The sequence below is a fragment of the Marinicella sediminis genome (genome assembly GCF_002000055.1).
In the GTDB taxonomy this organism is placed as follows: Bacteria; Pseudomonadota; Gammaproteobacteria; order Xanthomonadales; family Marinicellaceae; genus Marinicella; species Marinicella sediminis.
In genome coordinates, this window is sequence record NZ_MVBD01000002.1 from 190753 (window position 1) to 215219 (window position 24467).

Annotated in this window: 16 protein-coding genes; 7 read left to right on the forward strand and 9 right to left on the reverse strand. The window is 47.4% G+C overall.

Going from position 1 to position 24467, the window contains the following annotated elements:
* Positions 1-95 precede the first annotated feature (95 nt).
* The 5 genes from B0475_RS03360 to B0475_RS17600 form a co-directional block, all read right to left on the reverse strand.
* Positions 96-1730 (reverse strand): hypothetical protein, encoded by a 1635-nt coding sequence (locus B0475_RS03360; protein WP_077410022.1) that lies wholly within the window; start codon positions 1728-1730, stop codon positions 96-98.
* Between the two features lie 209 nt (positions 1731-1939).
* Positions 1940-3388, reverse strand: a complete 1449-nt coding sequence (locus B0475_RS03365; protein ID WP_232781833.1) for a phospholipase D family protein — start codon at positions 3386-3388, stop codon at positions 1940-1942.
* Between the two features lie 247 nt (positions 3389-3635).
* Positions 3636-3866 carry a lipopolysaccharide assembly protein LapA domain-containing protein gene (locus B0475_RS03370; RefSeq protein WP_157892672.1) on the reverse strand — a complete coding sequence of 77 codons (231 nt, stop codon included), beginning with the start codon at positions 3864-3866 and terminating at the stop codon, positions 3636-3638.
* Between the two features lie 136 nt (positions 3867-4002).
* Positions 4003-4644: a DUF2238 domain-containing protein gene (locus B0475_RS03375; RefSeq protein WP_077410024.1), complete on the reverse strand. Its 642-nt coding sequence runs from the start codon at positions 4642-4644 to the stop codon at positions 4003-4005.
* Positions 4625-4849 carry a hypothetical protein gene (locus B0475_RS17600; RefSeq protein ID WP_198538096.1) on the reverse strand — a complete coding sequence of 75 codons (225 nt, stop codon included), beginning with the start codon at positions 4847-4849 and terminating at the stop codon, positions 4625-4627. Before B0475_RS17600 ends, B0475_RS03375 begins: the two co-directional genes overlap by 20 nt.
* A 478-nt stretch (positions 4850-5327) precedes the next feature.
* Here B0475_RS17600 and B0475_RS03390 point away from each other — a divergent pair, with 478 nt between their 5' ends.
* Positions 5328-8603 (forward strand): VPS10 domain-containing protein, encoded by a 3276-nt coding sequence (locus B0475_RS03390; protein ID WP_077410027.1) that lies wholly within the window; start codon positions 5328-5330, stop codon positions 8601-8603.
* 352 nt (positions 8604-8955) lie between these two features.
* Positions 8956-10425, forward strand: a complete 1470-nt coding sequence (locus B0475_RS03395) for a DUF3336 domain-containing protein (RefSeq protein WP_077410028.1) — start codon at positions 8956-8958, stop codon at positions 10423-10425.
* A gap of 422 nt (positions 10426-10847) precedes the next feature.
* On the opposite strand, the gene B0475_RS03400 is transcribed toward B0475_RS03395, so the two are convergent.
* Complete coding sequence (locus tag B0475_RS03400) at positions 10848-12104, reverse strand: CaiB/BaiF CoA transferase family protein (RefSeq protein ID WP_077410626.1); 1257 nt, start codon at positions 12102-12104, stop codon at positions 10848-10850.
* A 71-nt stretch (positions 12105-12175) separates the two neighbouring features.
* A complete protein-coding gene (locus B0475_RS03405) occupies positions 12176-13459 on the reverse strand; it encodes an MgtC/SapB family protein (protein ID WP_157892674.1) in 1284 nt (427 codons plus the stop codon).
* Between the two features lie 680 nt (positions 13460-14139).
* On the opposite strand from B0475_RS03405, the gene B0475_RS03410 reads away from it, so the two are divergent.
* The 5 genes from B0475_RS03410 to B0475_RS03430 all read left to right on the forward strand — a co-directional run bounded on the left by B0475_RS03410 (position 14140) and on the right by B0475_RS03430 (position 21910).
* Positions 14140-14550, forward strand: coding sequence for a hypothetical protein (locus B0475_RS03410; protein ID WP_077410030.1), 411 nt, complete (start codon positions 14140-14142; stop codon positions 14548-14550).
* A 12-nt stretch (positions 14551-14562) separates the two neighbouring features.
* Positions 14563-15375 carry a hypothetical protein gene (locus B0475_RS03415; RefSeq protein ID WP_077410031.1) on the forward strand — a complete coding sequence of 271 codons (813 nt, stop codon included), beginning with the start codon at positions 14563-14565 and terminating at the stop codon, positions 15373-15375.
* A 155-nt stretch (positions 15376-15530) separates the two neighbouring features.
* Positions 15531-19064, forward strand: coding sequence for a hypothetical protein (locus tag B0475_RS03420; protein ID WP_157892675.1), 3534 nt, complete (start codon positions 15531-15533; stop codon positions 19062-19064).
* A 457-nt stretch (positions 19065-19521) separates the two neighbouring features.
* The gene (locus B0475_RS03425; RefSeq protein ID WP_077410033.1) at positions 19522-20199 is read left to right on the forward strand and encodes an alpha/beta fold hydrolase; all 678 of its coding nucleotides are present in this window, start codon (positions 19522-19524) and stop codon (positions 20197-20199) included.
* 385 nt (positions 20200-20584) lie between these two features.
* Entirely contained in the window at positions 20585-21910 is a 1326-nt protein-coding gene (locus B0475_RS03430; protein WP_077410034.1) for a hypothetical protein, read from the forward strand.
* A 1390-nt stretch (positions 21911-23300) separates the two neighbouring features.
* Here the strand turns inward: B0475_RS03430 and B0475_RS03445 are convergent.
* Both B0475_RS03445 and B0475_RS03450 read right to left on the reverse strand, forming a co-directional pair.
* Positions 23301-23669: a thiol-disulfide oxidoreductase DCC family protein gene (locus B0475_RS03445; protein WP_077410037.1), complete on the reverse strand. Its 369-nt coding sequence runs from the start codon at positions 23667-23669 to the stop codon at positions 23301-23303.
* Positions 23670-23932: 263 nt separating this feature from the next.
* Positions 23933-24454: a hypothetical protein gene (locus B0475_RS03450; protein WP_157892676.1), complete on the reverse strand. Its 522-nt coding sequence runs from the start codon at positions 24452-24454 to the stop codon at positions 23933-23935.
* Positions 24455-24467: the final 13 nt, after the last annotated feature.

Here is a 24467-nt window from a genome sequence, read left to right on the forward strand (position 1 = left end):
GCAAGGCCACAACTTGTTTGATCATGTGACCCAATGAAAAAAGGCCAGCAGTTAATATCACGGCTGGCCTTGTAAGGTTTAACCAATTCAATCAATCAGTTTGTGACAAATTCCAGTTGAGACTTGTACTCAGTTCCAGCACCATAGCTGTTGGTTCTTGATTCTGTTTTCATCACATAGAGGAATCCTGCCTCTGATGTGAATGTAACTGATGAAGTGCCTGGGTTATTCGCACTTCCAACATGTTGCATCGCATTGATGATGAACCTGTTTTGATTTGGGTAGTTGGGGTTTACCACTATGTCGGTGACTTTATAGACCGCCACTTTGGCATCAGAGTTGGCACCGATCATTTCTGCACTGAACCGATAGTCCCTGACCGTTGATGACCACACCATGGTCCAGTCCTGATCGCCATTGTCGTGGAAATTGTGCCATTGCGTTTGACCTGCAGATAAGGATTGTGCATCACCCTCGTAGTCATCCACATATCCTCTGACTGAAACGTCGTCATACTGATCTGCTGCGATAGGCACAGCATTCAAAAAGACTTCATAATCTGTATCATTACCAAAACTGTTGGTTCTAGACTGGGTTTTCATCACATACAGAAAGCCTGCTTCAGAGTTGAATATGACTGAAGAATGTCCGCTGCCGGTATCACTGCCAACCAACTGCATGTTGTTGATGATGAATCTGTTTTGCCCCGGGAAGTTAGGATTGACCTCAATATCCGTCACTTTATAAACTTCAGCAATGGTGTCTGCGTTGGCACCAATGAGCTGGGTACTGAATTCGTAGGCCCTGGCAGCAGATGACCACACCATGGTCCAATCCTCATCACCCGCATCATGGAAGTTATGCAACTGGGATTGTCCAATAGATAAGGATTCAGCGTTGCCCTCATAATCATCGGTATAGCCCCGTAAACCAACGTCATCATAATCATCTTCATCGATCGGTGTTGGCGGATTGAAGGCCGTGACAATTGCAGATGTAAAACTTGTGGCATTGTTGTTATCTGTTACCCACAAACTAACCCAATGGGTTCCACCCCAGGGCACCCGGAAGAATTGACTCGGACCAAACAAATGACCAATGGGGGTATCCCATCTGTAATTCACAATTTGTCCATCAGGGTCCCAACTAGCAAAGGCATTGGCGTGACAATCAAGATAGATGCAATTCAGGCCGCTGATGATTGCAATCGGCAATTGATTGAACTTGCTGCCTTTGGGGTTCAATGATTTGATACTTGTTGTCTCAAATGCTGAATCAATCTCCTGGATGGGCTGATAAGCCTGTAAATCATGGTTGTAGTCCAAAAACATGATTTTTTCGGTTCCTGCTTGTAAACCATACTCATACAAGTGTTCTTCACATATCCCGGAATCCAAATCACAACCTCCTTTGATACTGACCTGAAAGGTATTCAATTCATGCGAACCTTTGATCACTTCTTCCTTGGCAAATGTATATGTGGTGAAAATACTTTCAAAACCCTGATCTTTGATTGCCGCAGATTTTACAAAGTTCTGAACAGGCGTGTTTTGATGGCTGGTTTCGATGTTGAGCACAGTGCCTTTAATGATCAATGATGCATTCATCATATCCTCAGTCACTGGTTCAATTGTGGCTACGGTTGCCCACAATGGTGTACTGATCATCACCAGCAGTAATGCACCGAATGATCGGCATGATTCGATGCCGGTTAGGTTGGGTTTTAACATGTTGATATCTCCTTATCAGTCAATTTAATGGTTAAGTTTGAGCGGTGAGTCATATCACGCGCTACACGACATATGATCCTTCAACAGTGTCATTTTGAGTTATTAAATTCAGGGCAAAAATTCTTAAAAACAGGTAAAACCAATGATTCAGAAACATTGGTTTCAATAATTCATAAGGCAAGACTTACTGAGAAAAAGGTGTACTGATATCAGAAGGTAGATAATCCGCTGGCTTCCATCAACCGATAGCGCCAATACCTCAACCAACCCTCGTCCATGTAATATTCATATGGCTGGCTGAAGTTTTGATCCGGCCCATTGTTCCAGTACCGTTCGAAATACCCCATTGCGTTGACGATTGCCGGTAATTGGCCATCTCCGGTCAGCAACACATTGGTTTCCAGGTTCAAATCATCCAGGTTGCGGCGGGTGAAATTGGCTGACCCCAACAGCAATTGACTGGCTGCATGAGTCCGGTGAAAAAGCATCATTTTGCTGTGGCATTGCTCGCCATGGGTATCGCACCACCGAACCGGGATCCCTACCCTGTGCAATTCAGCAGCTACCTGACGATTCGGAATGCCATTTTTCTTTTTGCCAAATGCATCTTCATTTGGATCCAGTAACACCCGCAGACTGACGCCTCGTTCATGCGCCTGGATCAGGGCTTGAATGATGGGCCGGTGAGAAAGATAAAACATCTTCAAGTCCACACGATCACCCGCTCTACTTTGCTCCAGGAGCTTAATAACCACGTCTCGTATGTTGCTTTCGGTCAACACCTGAATCAAGGCTGATGAGTCTGTTGAATGACTCAATGAATCCGGCTCCACCAATGCAGCAGAATGAGCAGCAGAAAAGTCCATCACCGCCTGTTCTGCCGCCAATAAATCAGTCACCGCATCGCCCATGAATTCGAGGGCCACGTTTCCATGAGCACTGCTGGCATCATGTGGGTTACCGGATGTCACCAAACCAACCAATTCCTCACCAGAATCTGTCACCATTACTTTGCGGTGATTGGCTTTGAAATTAAGTAATCTGAGCCAGGTTCTGAGTGTTACCTGATCATTACCAACCGGATTGGGTAACCAGCCCCCTGAGTTCGAATTGCCAAACCATTGGCAACACAACCTCCAGAAGCCAGACCAGATTGGGTTTGAATCACGCAAGCGATTCAGGTCTGTCATCACCACTTCGACACCCGCTGTGGCCAGCCGGGTCAAGCGTGCAGACCTCAGACCGCCGTATAAATGGTTGATTGGATCGGTGATCAGCACAACCCGCAGATCTGGAACCTGTCTCTTGCGTTCTATCAATACAGCAGCGAGTTCATCAGATAAGGGCCTAATGTTTGGGTCATCACCATTCGGATCTCCGGCAAAATCATTGAACAAAAACATGTCAAGCACCACCAGGCGTTCCGCCTGACTGATTAACTGTATGATCCGCTTGAAAATTTGTTGATCTGTGTGCCGCACACGTTGCTCATCGACCCAGGTGTAATCAGCCAGAAAGCGAACATTCAATGCTGGCTGGGCAGCAGACATATAACGAATGCCTTTCGGTAGTGGCTTAAAACTGTGATATACGCCCATCACGATCCAGGCCAGTAAAAAAACCAGGATCAGCCAGCGAATGGTGCCACGTACAGTCATGCGATTCATCATTGATGATTGTAGCCTCAAATCATGCCATGCAGTATTTTTGATGGACAAAATGTGTAATTTATAATGGCTTCATTGTGTGTCAGTAAAGACAAGGTCATGCGACCTTGACCACTTGCCTCTTTTGAAGCTTGTTTTAACGACCCATTGATCATTCTTGCGACTGACCGGTCATGACACGCCAGTGCACATGAAAGAAGGAACTTAAATACCAGGATGGATGAACCTGAGCATCAGCTCATTGGCCAGGAGGTTTTTTCGGGTGATTCTTGCGAAACCGGGTGATGCGTCCCAGGAGAAAACCGATTAACAGCAACCCAATGACCATTACTGATCGGGACATGGACACATCCCAGGTCAGAAATCTGACCTGCACGACTTCGGTATTTTGGAAGGTGAATATAATGACAAGTATGGTGAACACAGCAACAATGGCCCACTTGATTTTACGTTTAGTGATGTGATTCATAGGTATTCTGCCGCAACAATAATTGAGGTATTCAATCTTCCACAACCATTGTACAACCATACATCATCACAATGTCACAACATTGACAGGTATTTTAATTCCAGGTACTGATTAAAAGCACCGCAAACTTCCAGCTTTATCTGGTTTGGCCAATGACCCTGATCATAAAACGCACTAACAAAGTCAGCAAAGCACCTGTTACTGCCATAAAAAGGTCTTTGTGGCTGTCCCAGACATCCCCCTGTATACCGATGTATTCAACACCCAGCTCTCCTCCAAATACAATGGCCACAGCCCACTCCAGCAATTCATAGAGAGCTGATACAGCCACGATGACATTGAACGCCACAAATGAAGTCCATGAACTGTGACTCTGGCTGATCTGAACACACAACTCACGAACAGGCAAAACGATCAATAAGCCAAAAAGAAAATGAACCCAGCGATCATAATGATTACGTTGCCAGGCAGCCGAACGGACGATATCATCACTGAAAATGGCTGCTGACCATTGTTGATAAGGGACATGAGAATATGTGTAATAAACCCCCAACTCATGAAACATCAGGAACACCAGTATCATCAACCATGCCGGTTCAGAAAAGCACAGTCTGCGATGGTATTTAATCACCAACAACACAAATACAAAGACCAGTAAGTTTTCTAAAAACCAGACACTTCTGCTCGCCGGATTGATTGCCAGGAGGGTGAACTCCACGACAAACAACATCGCAAAAAGCCAAATAAACCAGTGATGTTTAATGATTGAATGTGACATGAGTTCCTGTCGATAAACGATGCAGCAGCGAATAAGCCTCCAGCCAGACCAGGGCAATCATCAGCAGAGGTTCAACCGACAGGCGACGCATGCCCTCAGGATGTGGTTTGCAACAACGGCAAACCACCATGTCGGTCGATAACAACAGCAAGCCCGGACTGAACCAAACTATTGCTCGCCTGGAGAATGAAGTTTTCATGTCCATGATTGTATCCCCAAAACACATTACATATTGTCACCTCATGAGAAAATTTTATATGACTCTGTGTATATGGATCATGAACCACTGTATTGTATGTTGAACTGATAAAAGATGAGGTCACATGGCCATGGGTTTGATTCACCCCTTGCGATTGACTGAGCACCATGATACCTGGACTGAACAAGCCAGCCGGCAATCATGACACCCAGTTCACCGATAAAGTGAGATTGCCATACCTGCGGTTCGCACTGGAGCCCCGTACTGACGTCATTCCATCCCTGCCACTTCCGCAGCACCGACTTCAGCCGGCACAAATCACGTACCAACCATTTGATTCATGCGAGGGACACTGTGTTGCAGCAATCACGCCAGCAGCCATGCACAGCATCCAAATGAGCACAACATCATGAACTTCATTTGCTTGTCTCAGTCATCTGTGGTTAGATAATTTCGTTTTTATCACCTGTACAGAGTTTAACCCATGATCAACAATCGACTTGCCCTCACCTTACTGTTCATCCTTCCCTTGTTCTCCAGCCCCCCATTGAGCGCCAAAACCGACCACACAGCAGCCATCACCAAAGCCGCATCGGGCCTTCCCATGCGCAGCATCGGACCGGCGTTTATGGGTGGCCGGATAGCTGACATTGCAGTGAGCCACACCAATAAAAGTACCTGGTATGTGGCAGTGGGCTCCGGTGGTCTGTGGAAAACCACCAACCGGGGAACCACCTGGAGCCCCATCTTTGACGCCCAGAAATCTTATTCCATCGGTACGGTGACCATCGATCCCAATCATTCAGAGGTGATCTGGGTAGGTACCGGTGAAAACGTCAGTGGCCGGCATGTGGCATGGGGCGATGGCGTTTATAAAAGTAAAGACGGCGGCCATAGCTGGCAGCACATGGGGCTGGAACAATCCGAACACATCGGGAGAATCCTCATTGACCCACGTAACAGCGATGTGATCCTGGTCGCTGCTGAAGGCCCGTTGTGGTCGGCAGGTGGAGAACGAGGGGTGTACAAATCCACAGACGCTGGGGAAACCTGGTCACTGGTGCTGGACCTTGATGAAAACACCGGCATCACTGATCTTGAGTTTCAACCTGGCAACCCTGATGTGGTGTATGCCGCGGCCTATCAACGCCGCAGAAACACCTGGTCTTTCCTCGCTGGAGGTCCTGATTCAGGGATTTATAAATCCACCAATAACGGAACAGCCTGGCGTCAGGTCACCACTGGTCTGCCCAAAGGCCACATGGGCAAAATCGGCCTCGCAGTGACACCGGCCAACCCTGAGCTGGTGTACGCCACCATTGAAGCAGACGACAAGGAAAAAGGCTTTTACCGCTCCATCAACCAAGGCGAAAGCTGGGAAAAACGCAACAGTTACACGTCAGGGGGGACAGGGCCACATTACTACCAGGAAATTGAGGCTTCACCCGTGGACCCTGATCTGGTGTATCAGATGGACGTGTTCTATCACGTCACCCGTGATGGCGGCAAAACCTTCAACTACCTGGGCACCGGCCGGGAAAAACACAGCGACAACCATGCCCTGTGGATCGATCCGAAGGATGGCAAACACTTGATTTCCGGCACCGATGGCGGCCTGTATGAATCCTGGGACGAAGGCACCACCTGGCGCCACTTCCCCAACCTGCCCATCGCGCAATTCTATAAACTGGACCTGGACAACAGTGAACCGTTCTACAACATCATTGGCGGCACCCAGGATCTGGGCACCCTGCACGGCCCTTCCAGAACCATGAACACCGAAGGGGTGCGTAATCAGGACTGGTATGTGCCGTTGGGCGCAGATGGTTCAGACACCGTGTTTGACCCCCAAGACCCTTTCATTTCTTATCAGCAAATACAACAAGGCACCCTGCACCGCCATGATCGCCGCACTGAGGAAGTCATTTACATCCAACCTGCCGCTGGGCCCAATGACCCGCCTGAACGTTGGAACTGGGACAGTCCGATTGAAATCAGCCCGCACAACCACAAACGGATTTATTTTGGCTCACAGCGCGTCTGGCAAAGCGATGACCGCGGCAACTCATGGACCCCGATCAGCCCCGACCTGACCACCAATACCAATCGCTATGAACTGGAGACCATGGACAACCGGGTATGGAGTGTCGATTCACTGTATGACACCGGCGCCATGTCCAAATACGCCACCCTGACCGCGATTGATGAATCACCACTCAGCGAGGGCCTGCTGTATACCGGTTCAGACGATGGTCTGGTGCATGTCAGCACTGACGGCGGAGTCAACTGGAAAGCCAGTCAATTACCCAAAATCCCAGCCCGCTCATTCATCAACGATGTGGAAGCCTCATCCCATGACGCCAACACCGTTTTTGCCGTGGCTGACGCCCATAAATTCGGCAATTTCCAACCTTATATTTTCATCAGCACCAACCTGGGCAAAAGCTGGAAATCAATCAATGGTGACCTGCCCAAAGACACCCTGGTTTGGGTTTTGAAACAGGATCATGTCGATGAAAACCTGTTATTCATTGGCACCGAGTTTGGCATGTATTTTTCACCCAACCTGGGAGAAAACTGGATCAAACTGAGCGCCGGCGTGCCGACCATCTCATTCCGGGACATTGAAATTCACCACCGCGATCATGACCTGGTCGGGGCTACCTTTGGCCGTGGTTTTTATGTGCTCGATGACTACTCACCGTTGCGACACATCAACCGGGTCATCGAGGACAAAGAAAATACCCTGCTGCCGGTCAGAGATGCCTGGTGGTATGTGCCCAGTGTGCCGATGCAGGCCACCGGCATGCCCGGTCAAGGCACCACCCGCTTTGCCAGCGACAACCCGCCTTTTGGCGCGGTCTTCACTTACTACCTCAGTGACATTCCACAAACCGCCAAACAACAACGCGAGGACCGCGAAAAAGAACTGGCAGCAGAACAATCCAATGTGCCATTCCCAGGTTGGGAAGCCCTGGCCACTGAAAGCAAAGAAGACACACCACAGGTATTGTTACTGGTCAGTGATTCCCAGGGTCAGCCGGTACGCTGGCTCAAAGGTGCCAGCCGTGCCGGCCTGCACCGCACCAGTTGGGACCTCAAGCGTTCAGCACCCAATCCCATCAGTTTTTCACAACCCGCGTTCAAGCCACCCTGGGTGAGCGACCCTGAAGGACCTTTGGTCGCTCCGGGTGACTACCAGGTGGCACTGTACCTGGTCGACAATGGTCAACTCCAGACCCAGGGCGAGTCACAAGGCTTCACCGTTAAACCGGTGGTCGATACGGTACCACCAGCACAATACGCCGCCGCCACCGCTTTCCAACAGCAAACCAGCGAACTCTCACGTCAGGTGTCGGCTGCCGGCAGAAAACTTCAGGAAGCCCGAAATCGTCTGAAACATCTGCAAGCCGCGCTGCTGGAAACCCCACATGCCAAAGCCACACATTTTGCTGCATTGAAACAATTGGAGGACCAATTGTCCGACTTGATCCAACAACTGAATGGTGACGCCGCACGACAAAGCCTCAATGAAAGCACGGCTCCATCCATTCGATCCAGAATCGGTACCGTGGCATACGGCCATTGGCGAACCACCCAACCCCCTACCACCGACCAGCAAAACCACATCCGGATTGCTCAGGCAGACTTCACACAATTCCAGCAAGACCTGAATACCTATCTGGATGCCCTGGAATCGTATGAGTCCGAACTGGATGACGCCGGTGCTCCTTATACCCCTGGCAGGGATTTGGATTGATTGAAAGAAAAATGCACACCGGGGCCTCAACCAGAGGCCCCAGCCTGCAATACAGGTCTTTCTGAAGTGGACTGAAGTCCACGTTCCAATGAATTGGATCACCGGCTTCAGCCGTTGTCTGGCAGAAATTTCATATTGAACGCGTCAATCAGTCAATAACCCAATAAAATCACAACACGTCCAGGCGAAAGCCGGAAACCAGGGTCTTATAAACCAAAGACCACTGCCCCGGAACAACATCAACCACCAAATCGAACCAATACACCAAAACCATTGACTAATATCAACCAAATCACTGCTTATTTTTGCTTATAATAATGGCCTCTTCTGATGGTTAGGTAAAACTGATTCAATGTTTTCATTCAACAACACGATTTCGCTCAGGTATCTGGAATACAAGATGCGCCAGGCACAGAGTTATGCAGCCTGGAAGGAGTCTGCGCTCAAACACGATGCGATCTCCGGTTTCGAAGCCTGGAAACACAAAGAAGAATCCAACAGTTATGATTATAAGAACATCCGCACCAGGCTGGATATCCTGAGAACACTCAGACGCCAACAGGACGACGTTGGACTGTTGTTTGCATTGAATGAAGGTATCCATGGTAATCAAGGCGGCATGGGGGCATCCAAGCTCCATCAGCTGGCGAAGTTTGGCACCAAACAATTGATCACTGATTACGTCGATGAAATTGTCGAAGCCCTGGAATACATTTCCACCATTCCTGCCTCCAAAGAAATCACGCAGCAAGACAAACTGGACTTTTTCGAACGCGCCAGCCATTGTTTTGGGCGTTCAGCTCTGATGCTCAGTGGCGCGGGTTCGCTGGGTCACTTTCATCGCGGGGTGATCAAATCCCTGTTTGAACACAAGCTGATCCCCAACGTCATCTCAGGATCCAGCGCCGGCTCAATCTCAGCAGCTTTACTGGGGACCCGGACGGATGACGAATTAACCGCCTTGCTGCATGACACCACCACACTGGATCCGCTGCAGGGCGAAATTGATAAATACCGCAGGCGGCTGATCCGCAAACAAACTGACTCAGAGTCATTGAAACTCTTGCTGGAGGCTGTCATTCCGGACATGACCTTTCAGGAAGCTTATGAAAAAACCGGCCGCATGATCAGTATCACCATCGCCCCTTATGAGGAGCACCAGAAATCCAGGCTGATGAATGCCATCACCTCACCCAATGTGTTTGTGCGCTCGGCGGTCATGGCTTCATGTGCGGTACCGGGCATCTTTGAACCGGTGATGCTGATGGCGAAAAACGTCTACGGCGAGGCCCAACCCTATCTGCCCGACCGATTGTGGGTGGATGGCGCGGTGACCGATGACTTACCGGCCAAAAGACTGGCCAGACTCTATGGCGTCAATCATTACATCGTCAGCCAGGCCAATCCATTGTCTCTGGCCATCATGAAAGGTGAAGATTATTTACCGGTCCCCGATGGCGTCAAGAACGTGGTCCGGTTGTCCACCCATGAAATGCTCAAAAGCGGCGAATACTTCAGCCGTCGCTACCTGCGTAAAATGCCCAAGGTCGGTCAGGCCATGAGTATGTTTCATTCAGCCGTTGCACAGGAATACAAAGGCGACATCAACATCGTTCCCAGTTTCAGTTTCGTCAACCCACAAAAACTCCTGGGGCAACTCAGTACCGAGGAGATCAATGAACTGGTGTTCGAAGGCGAACGCTCAACCTGGCCGTGTCTGCAACAAATCAAAATCTGCACCAAAATCGGCCACAAACTCGACGACATCCTCGACCACCACCGGGACCATGACGTCCAACACCTCTACAAAAAACGTGGTTGAAAGACCTCCCCACGTCATCCGCGGGTTTAAAAGCTGGTAAGGCCTTTTGACTTCAGTCATGGCGAGTAACGAAGCGAAACCCAATTAGGTTGATTGCTGACTGAGGCAAACTCATGATCTCGTTAGACTGATGGAATATGCGTGCCTGCGGTCCGCCATGACAAATGAACGCTTAAACATTTATCCCACACATAAAGCCATAAGCTCAACCTACACGAGCACTGAAGTCCACGCTCCCAGTATTGAAGCGCCGGCATCAGCCGCTCTATGATGAACTGATGTCACACCCACCCGGGAATTCTATTCCGATCAACTTGCTTCATGCCTCATCCTCGGGCGTGGTTTGAATGGCTGCCAATTTTAAAATCGAGGCCCGGGTACCCAGGTCTCCCAAGAGCATAAGCAATTGCCAGCCAATGAATCTAAGCCACCACACCCTGCTCAACTAATTGCATGATCGCTTCATCAGACATACCCAGTTCCTCTGACAAAACCTCTCTGGTCGAACCACCCAATTGCGGTGGTGGTAACTGATAACACAATTCCGCATTGGAAAATTTCAGCGGATTGGCCAGTTGCGGAATGATTTGATCATGTTCACCGGTCGACTCAAAAACCATACCCCGGTGTTTCACCTGAGGCTGATTAAGGGCCTGTGCAATGTCATTCACAGGTCCACACGGCACTCCAGCCTGTTGTAAAGCATCCAGCCAATAATGAACAGGCTGCGATAAAATCGCTTGGGCCAGAACAGGGACCAAACGGTTCCGGTGTTCTACACGGCCACGATTGGTCCCAAACCGCTCATCAAGCATCAACTCATCCAGACCCAACACCACACAAGCCTTGCTGAACTGTTCATCGTTACCAACCGCCAACAACAGCTCGCCATCAGCGCAACTGAACGTCTGATAAGGAACAATGTTGGGATGGCCATTTCCATGGCGCTGGGGAATGTTTCCGCTGACCAGGTAATTCATGCCCTGATTAGCCAGCATGGCAATTTGGGTGTCTAGCAGGGACAAATCAATGTATTGACCCTGCCCTGTTATATGGCGGTGATTGAGGGCTGCCAGGATACCGGTGGTGGCATACATCCCGGTCATCAGATCAGTGACTGCCACTCCAACTTTCTGCGCCTGACCGCCCTGTTCCACCGGTTCGCCAGTGACACTCATCAATCCACCACTGGCCTGGATCATGGCATCATAACCCGCCTCATGGGCCTGCGGACCGGTCTGGCCAAACCCAGTGATGGAACAGTAAATCAAACCCGGATTAAGCAATTCCAAGCGTGGATAATCAAGGCCATACTTCTTCAACCCACCCACTTTATAATTTTCAATCAGCACATCGGCTTTTTGTGCCAGCTCCATGATCAGGCGCTGCCCCTCTTTTTGGGAGATGTCGATGCACACCGAATGCTTACCGCGATTGGCAGCCAGAAAATAAGCTGACATTGATTCCTCAGTGAGCTCACCATCCAGATAGGGAGGCCCCCAATGGCGAGTGTCATCGCCTACCCCGGGCTTTTCAATCTTCCATACCGTCGCCCCAAAATCCGCCAACACTTGACTGGCCCAGGGTCCCGCCAGAACCCGACTGAGGTCCAGTACTCTGATGCCGTCAAGCAAGGAAGGAGGGTTATTTTCGGCGTGCTTGGGTGGCTTGTTTATCATGCCATTATTATTCATTGATCGGACGCAGGAATCAATGACTCTGACCCCATTGATAACGCCATTGATAACGATCAATAAAAAGCAGGTACCAGCGCAAAAGCCAGTGTGAGTGCAGATAGCACCAACAAAGAAATGATCGCGGCTTGGGTGTTTTTACGTCCACTGAAAAGATAACAGTAGATGGCTTTAAGTAAATTATCACTGGCAGCAGCAATCAGAATCGCAGTGGTGATTTGATGCGCATTGATGCCTTGAAAATGCCCGGTAAGAACGGACAAGATAAAAGGATCAATGTCAGTAAAGCCAATAATGAAGGACAAGAAGTTCAAGCCAACATACCCATAATGCGTAATGACAAGTTGAGTAATGACTGTCATTGCGATGAATAACACAGAAAAAAGCACCGCAACCTGAAGCTCAAGCGGGTTACTTTTGGACGTCTCAACGACGCCTTGACTGGTTGATTTATCCACTTTATTATTAATTAAAAAAGCAGCCACAAAACTTAAAAAAGCCATGACCCCTAGGGGCAAACTGGCATGCATTAAGATCAGAGGGTTAAAAATACTGATTAACACCAATAATCGGATATACAACATGCCAGTGGCTGATACGACACCAGCATTGAGACTGAAGTTTGCGTTTTTTAATCTCCTGGCTTTCTTCGCCAACACCAGGGTTGTGGCGGTGCTGGAGTAAACACCGCCAATGATCCCCATCAGCAAATAACCCTGTTTTTTGAAAACATATCGTTTGAGGATATAGCCCAGATATGAAATGGCAGAGATGACCACCACCGTCAGCCAAATCTTAAACGGTGATGTGGGAATGTGTTCTGAAATTTGCGCTGTTGGCATCAAAGGCAAAATGACCCCCATTAACAACAGAAACTTAGCCAGGGTGAAAATCTCATTGGGCTCAATGGCATTAACAAGTTTGGTTTCTAATGGTTTGGCATTAAGGGTAAAAATTACCACAACAAAAACCAGGACCAGCATCCATAAAGGCATTAAAACAGTGATGGGTCCATAGGTGAAAACCATTAAAACCATGATGGGTTGAATGCTGTGGGTGTGATCAGACTGCAGTTTTTTATAATAAAACAGTGCCAGTAAAATCGAAACAACCGCTAAACCCACCACATACAGAAGCAAGGTGGGATCTATGATAAAAAACAAGTAACCCAGTACAGCAACAAATGTATAAGTTCGACTGGTGCCAAATTTCAGACCAGGTTTGATCTTTATTTCGGCAGCACGTTGTTGCAAATATTCACGCAACTCAAGACCGGTAATGAACCCAAAAACAGCAACAAGAATTAACTGAAACCAGTTTTGTTGAAGGACTGAATGCATATCTGTCAGCATAAATAATTGAACCCAATTCGTGGCATTTTCTGTATCCTCAAATGCGTCATTACACAATGGCTTCCTGTCCAAAATCCTTATCATGGCAATAAGCCCGGTTTAGAATCATCCCTTGATGCTCGCACTTGCCAAACAATGTACTGTGATTGGGTTTTATGACTTCAATCCAGAATGACACCCCAATCATGTTCCTATATGAACTCAATTTCAAGCTGAAAAACCACTGAAACCTAAAACAGTGTTATTTTCTGTTGCTAATCAAGTGATTGGTTTGGATTTACCAATTGAATTTCAATGTTCCTGTTTATTGAGTGTATGGAACCCCCAAAAAAATTGAACCACATAAAACCTCACACAATGACCACAAAAGTAATCCAATGACGCTGAAAGCATTGATGAAATGAAGGTCTTTTCCATGTTTGGGAAACAAGTCACTTTATGTTTTGTTTTCAGCAAAACATTCTATCCCATTGAATTTAAACAATATTACAGCCAGTAAGGTTTCAGTAAGACTATTCAATAAAAGGGTAAGGACTTCCATAATATATTGGCGCATTATGGACAGTGTCATTGTACTCATATGAGCATATTAACAGCCGTAAGCTGAGCGCAGAACTGATACAGGACATCCTGAACCATCAACCAATAAAAAAGAGGAGCTATTTATCATGCGAAGAAACAAAATCATCACCGGCCTTGGCGTCTTACTGACAGCCATATATTTTAATCCTGTGCTGGCCCAGGATTTACCAACTGGAATGGTGTTTTTTGTGGCATCATCCGAATGCCCAAGCGGTACCAATGCTGCCAAAGATGCAGCCGGTCGTATTGTCATTGTGACCACAGATACATCACAAATAGGCAAGACCTATGGTGACGCCATGGAAGACCAAAAAGACAACACCCATACCCACAAGGGTTCAATGACGGTCAATTTGCCAGAGCATCATGTCGCTGGTGCATCCAGTTGCTGTAATGGTCAGGCCACTACCAAGGGTAAGCACACAGCCAGCATCACCACCGGTCCATCAACCACCAACCTGCCATTCATTCAATTACTGGCTTGTACAACCAAATAAGGAGCACACATCATGAAAAACCAATACCTCAAACTGACTCTATTGACGGCTTTCATTACTTGCTTTTGGCAGCCACAATTGATCATCAACGACGCCATGGCAGATGACGTCATGCCCATGTTCACCATTGCCTATTTTGAAGGCGCCTGTCCTGATGGCTGGGACAACACCTCACTGGCCTCAGCCGCCGGTAGAACATTGTTACCAACGCCAAGAGGTGGTGGTGCGGGTGGCTTTATTGGCGATGCACTGTCATCACAACAAGCCCCTGAGCATGCCCATGCCACTGCCAGCGGTAGCATCGATTCCCCTTCCAAAGAATTCATTCTGGTCGATGGGTGTTGTAATGACAGCTTGGGACACAGTGGTACCCACAGCATGACTGGTTCAGCAGAGACCGGCAACAGTGGGTTACCGTATATTCAATACAACGCTTGTCTGAAAACTGCTTCACCTAAACAAGGCAGCATGCCTTCAGGACTGTTGACCTTCAGCCTGATGGAGTGCAGTGGCGATTATTCACCATATAACGCGGCATCAGGCAGGTACATCGTAGGTTTGAACCCCAACGGTCAGCCAGCAGCCACTTTTGGTGGTCCAAACTTACAACCCAGTGAGATCAGAACCCATTCACATGACATGGGTGGCACCCTGGATTTCCCAAGCCATGACATTGCCGGTGGTTCAGGATGTTGTGCCCATGACTATGCGGCTTCAGGCAATGTCAACTTCACCGGTAAAAGTGGTGTTGACACCTCTGTATCCAAATATGATGCCGCAGTTCAGGCACCTTATTACACTGCTTTCTTATGCCAGGCCAAGTAACCACCACAGTTCGATTGAACCTCACCCCGTACAGGTGAGGTTCAATTGACCCACCGTCAATATTCAATCAAATAAAGGGGATGATCATGCCAAACTCAATACCAAAAATACAATCAATTCAGTACCACACGAGGGCACTCGTGATGGGTCTTTTCATGTTTTTAACCACAGCCGTTTCGGCTGACGACCAGGGGACCACCAACCCCATAGAAAACCCCAAAAACCTCACGGTTTTTCCGGTTGATGACATCGCTACTTTTCGTTCTCAACAAACTGTATCAACTTCTGCGCTGATTGATTATGTCGCCACCAATGCTGAATTAACAGCCTGGTCACAAACCGGCCAAGCCATGAAAAGCAATGACCCATGCGTACAAAGCCTGGGAAGACGCTTAACTTCAGGTCGGGTCTCCACTCCCATGTTTGAACAGGCCATATGTTCAACACCTTTGGGTTTAAGCTTGTACTACCAAAGCAAACCACTGGCCCAGGGCGAATTCATCAGTTACCAATTCCCCAAACCCGGTATTGGTACCGATGCCAGAAATTTCGATGCCCAAACCGGATTGTTTAACCGCACAGCAGGCACAGATGATTTGTTGCACATGGACATTGCCACAGCGCACCGCGACCTCAACGGCGATCTCACCATCAGCATCATCGGCTACGTACCAGCCACCCAATCGCAGCCGCAATCGTTGACATTGCGCGATAGCTGGACAGATAACAGCGGACGCAAAGTCACCGGTGATGTCACATTGGCAGTGGGTGATTACAATGGTGATGGGGCACTGGATTTATTGGTCTGGTCAAACACCTCAACTGGCACCCCTTCCAGCACCACAGGCAGAATCGACATGTTGTCTTTTTCGTATGATCCGATCAAGCAAAGCCTGACCCATGTCGACACCCTGGAAATTCAAACCCAAGGCATCCCTCAATCCATCGTCTCAGCAGCCGGAGATTTCGCTACTTTAGGCCATGATCAGGCTGTGATGGCTTATTACCTGGCCAATGGAAGCAAACCGATTACCCTTTCCTATTTTCAGCTCAATAACAAATTACAACCCGTGGCTGCACAAATCAAAAAGAATTTGTCTGGTCAACCCGCCAAAGAATCCTATTTTGACATGAGTCCCGGACTGTTTGCCTTTGATCCCAGCCAAACCTCACCTGAAAATGGTGCGCCTGGATTCCATACCAGACAATTGGCCATCAGTTGGGTCAATGACGCCGGCAAAACCCAGGCATCCATTGTGGCTGTTGAGCAAGGAGGCAAACAACTGAGTGAATCAGGTAAAACCACTTTAGGCAGCAGTCAATACACCACCCGATCACAATCCATCGGCCCCAACATTGCGGCTGGAAATTTCATTGGCTTACAAGACAACAGCGTCACCCCCAACAGTCAGATCGCCGTGGCCATTCCCACGGTAAGCGCCAATAACAACCAAGCCATCACCACTGAGTTGGTGACCGCCAAAGTCACGCAAAATGCCAACACAGGCCAATTCACCATCAAGACCACTGACACCATCATGGATCCCATTTATGCGGTTCAGGGACTGGTTTATGGACCTGGCCTTGCCGCCATGGACAGTTTAGGCCGGGCTTTTTTCCTCGGTAACCCGGCACACATCCAGGTACCATCGCTGATTGACCCACAATATGTGGTGTACATGCCACCGCATCATGTGGACTGTTTGCCCAATGCCAATAAAACCGACTGTGACGTGATCAATATCTCTGCTTACAACAATTTCAATGTCACACTCAATGACTCCTCATCATCAACCATCAAACAAGAGTCTACTGATACCAGCTCAACAGACTTTGGCCTGGGTGGCTCCGTCAGTGTTTCAGAAACGGTTTCAGCCAACGTGCTGGAAATCGCTGAATTATCTGCAACTGCACAGGTAACCGATGCCTTTTCATACCAGTCTAACTCGACAAAAAAAGAGATGAACTCGAGCTACCAAACCATCACCACAGAGAAATCGGCGACCACCAACATCGATGATCAATTGGGCTATAACCAAAGGATATTGAACATTTGGCGCTACCCGGTTTACGGCAAGGACCTCAAACAGCCGAAGAACTATCCGTTTTATGAAATCACCATCCCCGGCCCGCTGTTGCCTTACCAAAGTGATGGCTTAACCGTCAGCTGGTTCAATCCCACCCACATCAACAACAACGCCTTAAGCTATCCCACCATCGGCGACCCCGGCTTTCCTTCAGACCTGGGCACCTTCACTTATGATGAACAAGGTAGTGAAGTATCCAAAACCACTCCCTTGAATGACAAGACCGTACGCAGCTTCGCTGGCAACAGCCAAACCTACAGCCTGACCTACACCACCGGGTCCGGGGGTTCCAGCGAACGCAGCTATAACTACAACCTGTCAAACAGCCTAGACATCAAAACCGGTTTTTCAGCCAAAGTAGGCATTGGCATCGCCAGTTCTGAAACCAAGGTGGATACCAGCTTCAACCTCACCAACAAATCCAGTTGGGGCAATTCCACCGTGGCTTCCCGGTCGATGTCAGAATCCAAGGGCATCACCCTCAACCAACCATCGGTATCCGGTATCCAAACCAAAGCCTATAACTACCAGACCCTGATCTACATCACCGGTAATGGCGGCATCAAAGTAGCCCATGCGGTGGACTTCGATGTCAGCACCGGCAAAGCCTGGTGGACAGAAACTTACACCGAGGCTGACCCGGCACTGAACTTACCCCTGAGAATGGTCCAACCACCGCAAAACAGCGATTGGGTACTGAATACCGATGAAAGCTACCACTGGATGAGAGGCATCAGTCTCACCACCAACACCATCAACAAACTGACCAACAGCTATCCGTACTTGTCAGGAGCCGTAGAACATGGTGATAAAGTGCGGGTTTTGATTGATGTGTATAACCTGTCTTTGGTGACACCCACCGCCGACACCCAGGTACAGTTTGCCTATCAGGCCCTGGATCCCAAAACCTTCAATCCGGTGGGTCAGGAAGTGGTATTTGATACCAGCGCCAAGCTGAAACTTGCCCCCAGAGCCACACAACAAATCGTTGGCTTATGGGACACCAGCCAACTGCCCGCCTCCACCAGTACGCCTTACCGTTTTGTGATTACCCTGCTCACCGATGACAATCACGATCTGCATGGCGACCAGGCGCATGTGGGTGGCAACAACCGCGGTGTCTGGCCTTATAACAACACCGGTGTATTCGTGTTTCCCAAAGACAACTCAAACCAGGCAGCCATGCCAGCCACCAGTCTGGTGGCCGAACAAGTCATGCGTGAACAATCGACCGCTTCATTCCGCCAGGCAGCTGATGGCCATGTCTCCGCCAGCGTCAGCCTGGCCCCCAGAGCCGTGCGCAAAGCGGCAAAATCAAACACCCATCTGACGCATGAAGCCACCGTTCATTTAACCAGCGATGAGGATCACCGTGGCCTGGTTCACGTGGTGGTATCCCAACCCAGCAAAGATCCGGATGGCCGTGAAACCGTGGTTGCCAGCACCATGATCTGGGGCTTACCCGCCGGTGAACGCACCCTGAAACTGGCCGTGCCACACACCTTGCCCAACGGCACCAGCACCAAAGCCGTGCTGCAAAAACACAACAAGGGCCACCAACCCCTGAAGGTCCGCATCTTCAGTCACCATCAGCAGAAGTAAAACCATGGCCTGCCCACCTCCTGACTCACCTCAGGATGTGGGCTTTAGCCATACCCATCTCATTTTCTGTTCTCGTCCTCCCAGGCCCGACCCGGGATCCAGCGACTTGTTAATCATCAACTTCACGTCCAACCAACCGTCATCAATCCACCGGGATGTGGTGAATGCAGATAGTGGCCTGGAGTAACTTCCAGCCCGGACTTGATCAGGGACTCAGCTTATAACAACAGAAAACGTTGACTGAGCCCACTGAAGCCCATTTAATGAAATTCAACGGCTCTGACCCCAGTGATTAATTATGGCCCTACTGATTAAACATTGAAGCAAAGACCCTCAGCTTCAAATCTCTGATAAGACAAAAAGCTCAGTTTGTTTCCTGCCCATATTTAAACACTTGTTGTATTTTATTTGACATGTGTTTAATTTCTGCTTATGCTGAATAAAAAAAGAGGTTTATATGAACAAAGTAATTGTACTGTTTATGTTGATGTTCTCATTCGCCGTATCCGCTAACTGTCGGGATGCTGTGGTTTTGGTTCATGGCAATGGTGGCAACTCATCGGATTGGAACAATACCTACAATGAACTGCTGAATCGTGGGTATTCAAGCTCAGAAATACATCGACCCAATTGGGGCAGTACCTGTGTGGCCTGTAACAACCATTCAGGCAGTGAAGAAGTCCCGGTGGGTAATGCCTTATTAGATGCCCATGAAAATTCTTGCACCGGAAAAATTGATGTCATAGGTCATTCAATGGGCGTCACGTTAGCCATCAAACAGATCATTGATTTGGGCTTGGCCAACGACGTGGATGATTTTGTCGGTGTGGCAGGTGCTGTCAGGGGCTTGCGCAGTTGTGGCTATTACCCATTCAATGTGTACACCTCAACATGCGGCTACTGGGGCTTATCCATCAACAGCCCATTCTTAAACAGCATCAACAACCAATACATAGCTAACCAGGTTTATTCAATCAAGAGCTGGTACGATCAAGTGGTTTGTGCCGGCGGCTGCACAGTCAACGGCGTGCATTCATCAACCATCTGGGGCGAAGATGCCAGTTTCAATTATTACCTGGGACACTTTGGCTTACAAACCAACACCGCTGTTCAACAAGTTGATTTAGTCGAGTAAAACCAATCAATGAGGTCCAATCAATGGGGTCAGAGACGTTGATTTTTATACGCTTTCTACTTCCTGTCTCCCCCTTTGTGTCTAGGACTGGCCCTCCTGCCTGTTTGTTCTTCGGTTTGTGAAGTGGCCTGAAAACCATGTTTTGTTGATCGAATCACGAATTTCAGCCAATATAAAATCATATACTCTGACTCCATAGATTTTGACACCATTGATTTTGTACAGCATCAAAAACCCTGATTAAATCAGTTACTCTTACCCTGCTCATCCCTTTTGCTTTTCTATCACCAGGTGGATCTGTGTTTTTCAGGAAATTTTCAAAAGATATTCAGGTATAAAAACTGATGTTTACATACGATGAGTTTTTTAATTTGAGAATGTAGCCATGACAGAAAAGTCTTTCAAACAACTGTTAATCCTGCTCTTCCTGTTGAGCTTTTGTGTAACAGCTCATTCTTCAGAGTCAGTGATTACCAAAACAATTTTAAAAGCTGATTTCAATGACCTCACTCCAGGTGATTCTCTGGGAGAAGGTGGTGCGATTGTTGGCGAACCCATTGACTTCGATTTGTTGGATAATGAAGTTATTGAAGACATGCCTGGTGAAAATTACTTACGCATTTCTAACGCCAGCGGTCTCACCACTCCGATGAATGTGGTATGGCAGTTTTTAGACGACGAAGAAGTCACCAATCACTTACTAACCATTGCTTTCAAATTCACACCGACCACTTTAGATAAGTACAGTTTCCAGGTCAGGGAAAATGGCGATACGAACAAAGATTTTTTAACAGTTATCTATGATGAATCAGGAACCTTCAGCGCATCTGATGCGGCAGGAAATATATCATTAACCAACAACAGCTTTACGGCAAACACTGAACAAGACATTTCCATTGAATTTAATATGGAATCTGGAACCAGCCATATGATGATTAATGGTGAGTTACTCTTTACCGGTCGAAATCACGGTATCAGTGACCGTGGCGTGGGCAGTTTATTGACTGGGTATGCCGATTTTAATAACACCACACCCTTCTTGCTGGATGATATTTCTGTGATCAAGACTATACCTTTGTCATTGGTTTTAGATGCAGATTTAGAAGATAAACCATTGGGTAATGCTTTGGGCAATGGAGGCGCTGTCATCAATGAACCGGAGTTAATTAGCGATGATTTAATGACTGAAATAATTGAGTTTGGCACGGACAACAAAGCTGTCTTAGTAGATAACCCTACCTCAGGCGTTGGGGTGATACGTTGGGAGTTTTTAGATAACATCGAGATCCAAGAAGGCTTCATATCAATTGAGACTGATCTTTATTTTAATCAGCTTGATGATTATCGTTTGTATATCCGCGAATCATCGACCTCAGCTTCTTCATTTTCAACCGTCCGCTTTTTCAGCAATGGGAATATAACCCTAACTGATAGTACAGGATTTGCTGGAACCATAGGCACATACCAGGCAGAGCAACTCCACAAGTTTAAAACAATTTATCATTTAGACAATGACAGTTACAGTGTCTGGTTAGATGATGAGTTATTGATTGAAGACAGACTTCATGGGGTAACATCAGGTGACGGAATTGGTGCGTTTTTAATGGGTTTTCAGCCCAGCGCTTCAGCTGATGCGAGTTTTGTAGCTGATGATATAAAAGTGGGTGTGAGCAATAATCCGTTCATCATTTTTAACAACGGGTTTGAATAGTACATCACTACCAGATCGTCGGAGGACAATGAAAGTGTATCAATGAGGTCATATCAGATTCGATATCAATTTGATCTGACCCCATTGATTATTACCGCTGCCCCATAACAGATAAGAGTCAGGCAGACACTTTTTCACGAAGAAACACCCAATTTGACAACATTTGCAGTGTCAATGTGATGGCGGTGGCAGACACAATCCCGATGGCAGTCACACACATGATTTTGTTCGTCCCCGATAAAAAACCAAGGGTAAAAAAGCATCCAGCGGTAACCAGTGCTGACATTAGTCCGGCGTTCATATAGTTCAGATGGCTGAGCGGGTATTTTTGGAACCTGGAAAGGTCAACAAATAAACAAACGTGTTGGGTAAACAATAAAGCATAAATAAAAACCACAATTGCATTGGTGGCGTTAAAGGTGTTGAGTTGGTTGAGCATATTAATCTCCGTTGTGTTGTCATTCTGGGGTCAGCTTCTTTATGACCCTTCATTATTCGACGATTTTTTCGCTGTCAGCAATTGCCTCATAAGCATTGCTGACTTGGTTTAAATTGAATGAGGCAGGTTCGAATAACGAGTCTGTAATCAACCAGGAATAACTAAGGAATAATGAAGTCCCAAGCGGTTTCTTAATTTTCATATGGCCACCCAGCAGCAGATGGTTTAAACCTGCCTGCGGGCAATCATTATTGAGGGTACAGAATCGTTTTAAGAAACTTGATTACACAAGCGGAGGTGCACGGGCCGATTGACGGAGGTGATTGGAATAGAAGTGGTTTGAGTGGTGAAAAGCATACTGAGCTTGAACATATTTCGGTGATATCTTCCTGACTGGGTTGACCAAACACAGTTCCAGATCATCATCGGTATTCCCCTGACTTTGGACAGTGACCGTTTGAACACCAGCAACATGATCTGACAGAAAAACCAGCTCTTCAGATAAGACCGTGAAAGTTAAAACAACCAGGTACAGCAGAACATTGAATTTCTTAGCAGCGATCATGTTTATAATACCAAGTGTTCAAAAGGTCTAAGCGTACCGTTGTTCATAAAAATCAATGTTCCTAGCCATTGAGCCACAATCCAAATCATCAATCTATCCAGCATTAAAACGAAAAGCATAAGTGCTTGCGACAGTCGTATCACTGCTGTTGTTCCCATCATATATTCACAACACAAAAAATCAATAGCCATGACCCCATTGATTTCAAGACTTCACCGTCCCCGCGACAGGTTCATTCATAACACACGTCATCCTCAGGCTTGGCTTACATGGATGTAAGTCTTAGAATCGAGTCGGGAACAGAGATCGAGACCCGGGGATCCATATTAAACCATCTGAAAAAATCAAAGTCTCTGACCCCATTGATTCTAAGACAAAGGCCACAATCAGGTTTTTTTGAGTGTACAGCGTGACCTGCGCCAATGGTAATAACGCAACCAAAGCGAATATGCCAGGCTTCCAGCCCAGGACAGCGGTGGATAGGATAACAATTGAGCCCAGAACGCATATCGGGTGTGTTGCCAAGCCATTAGGTTGGCCTGATAACCAATCACCTCTTTTCCCTCAGAGGTCACCAGGTGCAAAGCAGCAAGCAGCTCTTGCTTCCTGGCATCAGACACAGGCAATTGATGAATATCAAGTAACTGCAAACTGTCATCTTTCAATGTCTTCAAATGGGTCATTTCTTTGGTACAAATCGGACAATTGCCATCAAAATACAAGGTATCAATGCCGTCAGGTTTTATTTTTATCATGCCGCCGAGTCAAAACAATTGAGTTGTGATCAATGACCCATGAATGGGTAAATTGAAAGTAAAATTTAAACAAAATCAATTCGATTCTAACTTGGTTGACGTGAAAAAATAGAAAGTTTTTCAATGATTTTAATGACCACTGTTTCATGGTCATAGTCAATCAAATCAATGTGGGCAGAGACATTGAATGACTGACCCCATTGATTCTGACCTCATTGATTGATTCTCTGATTTATGACCCTGCTAATTTCGCCGAAGCCCATTTAAAAAAATTTTACAGCTCTGAATCTATAAATACCAACCAGTAAAAACAAACCAGCCAATAACAGCATCAATTCAAAACCTAAAACTGGTACTTCAGCCAACTGCACAACTCGAAATTCCAAAAGTTCACCAATGGTCAATCGCTCAGAAGGGTCGCCCACTGGTAAGGCAGTCGAGCTACCAGCCCAATACATCTGCACCGTGTATTCTCCAATCGGCAAACGCCCTAAGCTGTAATACTGATATGGTGGATTATCTACTCCGATATTCAGGCAAGGCGATGTACCCAGGGCAACTATTGTGATGTCGATGAAATTGTCTTCATCCATCACAATGTATTCAGTCAAACCCTGAAAATTGGGCAATGCTCGAAGACACGGTGTTTGCAAAGGGTCATACCCAACAAACACTTCCTGCCCCTCATACACAACATCAGGTTGCACATCCGTGAATGGAGGGAAGCCTGCGTAGGAATCAAGCGAACAAAACATTGCAATAACCATAAGCGCTTTAATCGACATCACAAACCATCGG

Excerpts from the sequence above, each read along its gene's own strand:
- B0475_RS03450 (WP_157892676.1), bottom strand. The coding sequence starts at position 24,454 with ATGTCGATTAAAGCGCTTATGGTTATTGCAATGTTTTGTTCGCTTGAT.
- B0475_RS03390 (WP_077410027.1), top strand. The coding sequence starts at position 5,328 with ATGATCAACAATCGACTTGCCCTCACCTTACTGTTCATCCTTCCCTTG.
- B0475_RS03405 (WP_157892674.1), bottom strand. The coding sequence starts at position 13,459 with ATGCATTCAGTCCTTCAACAAAACTGGTTTCAGTTAATTCTTGTTGCT.
- B0475_RS03445 (WP_077410037.1), bottom strand. The coding sequence starts at position 23,669 with ATGATAAAAATAAAACCTGACGGCATTGATACCTTGTATTTTGATGGC.
- B0475_RS03410 (WP_077410030.1), top strand. The coding sequence starts at position 14,140 with ATGCGAAGAAACAAAATCATCACCGGCCTTGGCGTCTTACTGACAGCC.
- B0475_RS03415 (WP_077410031.1), top strand. The coding sequence starts at position 14,563 with ATGAAAAACCAATACCTCAAACTGACTCTATTGACGGCTTTCATTACT.
- B0475_RS03395 (WP_077410028.1), top strand. The coding sequence starts at position 8,956 with ATGTTTTCATTCAACAACACGATTTCGCTCAGGTATCTGGAATACAAG.
- B0475_RS03425 (WP_077410033.1), top strand. The coding sequence starts at position 19,522 with ATGAACAAAGTAATTGTACTGTTTATGTTGATGTTCTCATTCGCCGTA.
- B0475_RS03375 (WP_077410024.1), bottom strand. The coding sequence starts at position 4,644 with ATGTCACATTCAATCATTAAACATCACTGGTTTATTTGGCTTTTTGCG.
- B0475_RS03400 (WP_077410626.1), bottom strand. The coding sequence starts at position 12,104 with ATGATAAACAAGCCACCCAAGCACGCCGAAAATAACCCTCCTTCCTTG.
- B0475_RS03420 (WP_157892675.1), top strand. The coding sequence starts at position 15,531 with ATGTTTTTAACCACAGCCGTTTCGGCTGACGACCAGGGGACCACCAAC.
- B0475_RS03360 (WP_077410022.1), bottom strand. The coding sequence starts at position 1,730 with ATGTTAAAACCCAACCTAACCGGCATCGAATCATGCCGATCATTCGGT.
- B0475_RS03365 (WP_232781833.1), bottom strand. The coding sequence starts at position 3,388 with ATGACTGTACGTGGCACCATTCGCTGGCTGATCCTGGTTTTTTTACTG.
- B0475_RS03430 (WP_077410034.1), top strand. The coding sequence starts at position 20,585 with ATGACAGAAAAGTCTTTCAAACAACTGTTAATCCTGCTCTTCCTGTTG.
- B0475_RS03370 (WP_157892672.1), bottom strand. The coding sequence starts at position 3,866 with ATGAATCACATCACTAAACGTAAAATCAAGTGGGCCATTGTTGCTGTG.
- B0475_RS17600 (WP_198538096.1), bottom strand. The coding sequence starts at position 4,849 with ATGGACATGAAAACTTCATTCTCCAGGCGAGCAATAGTTTGGTTCAGT.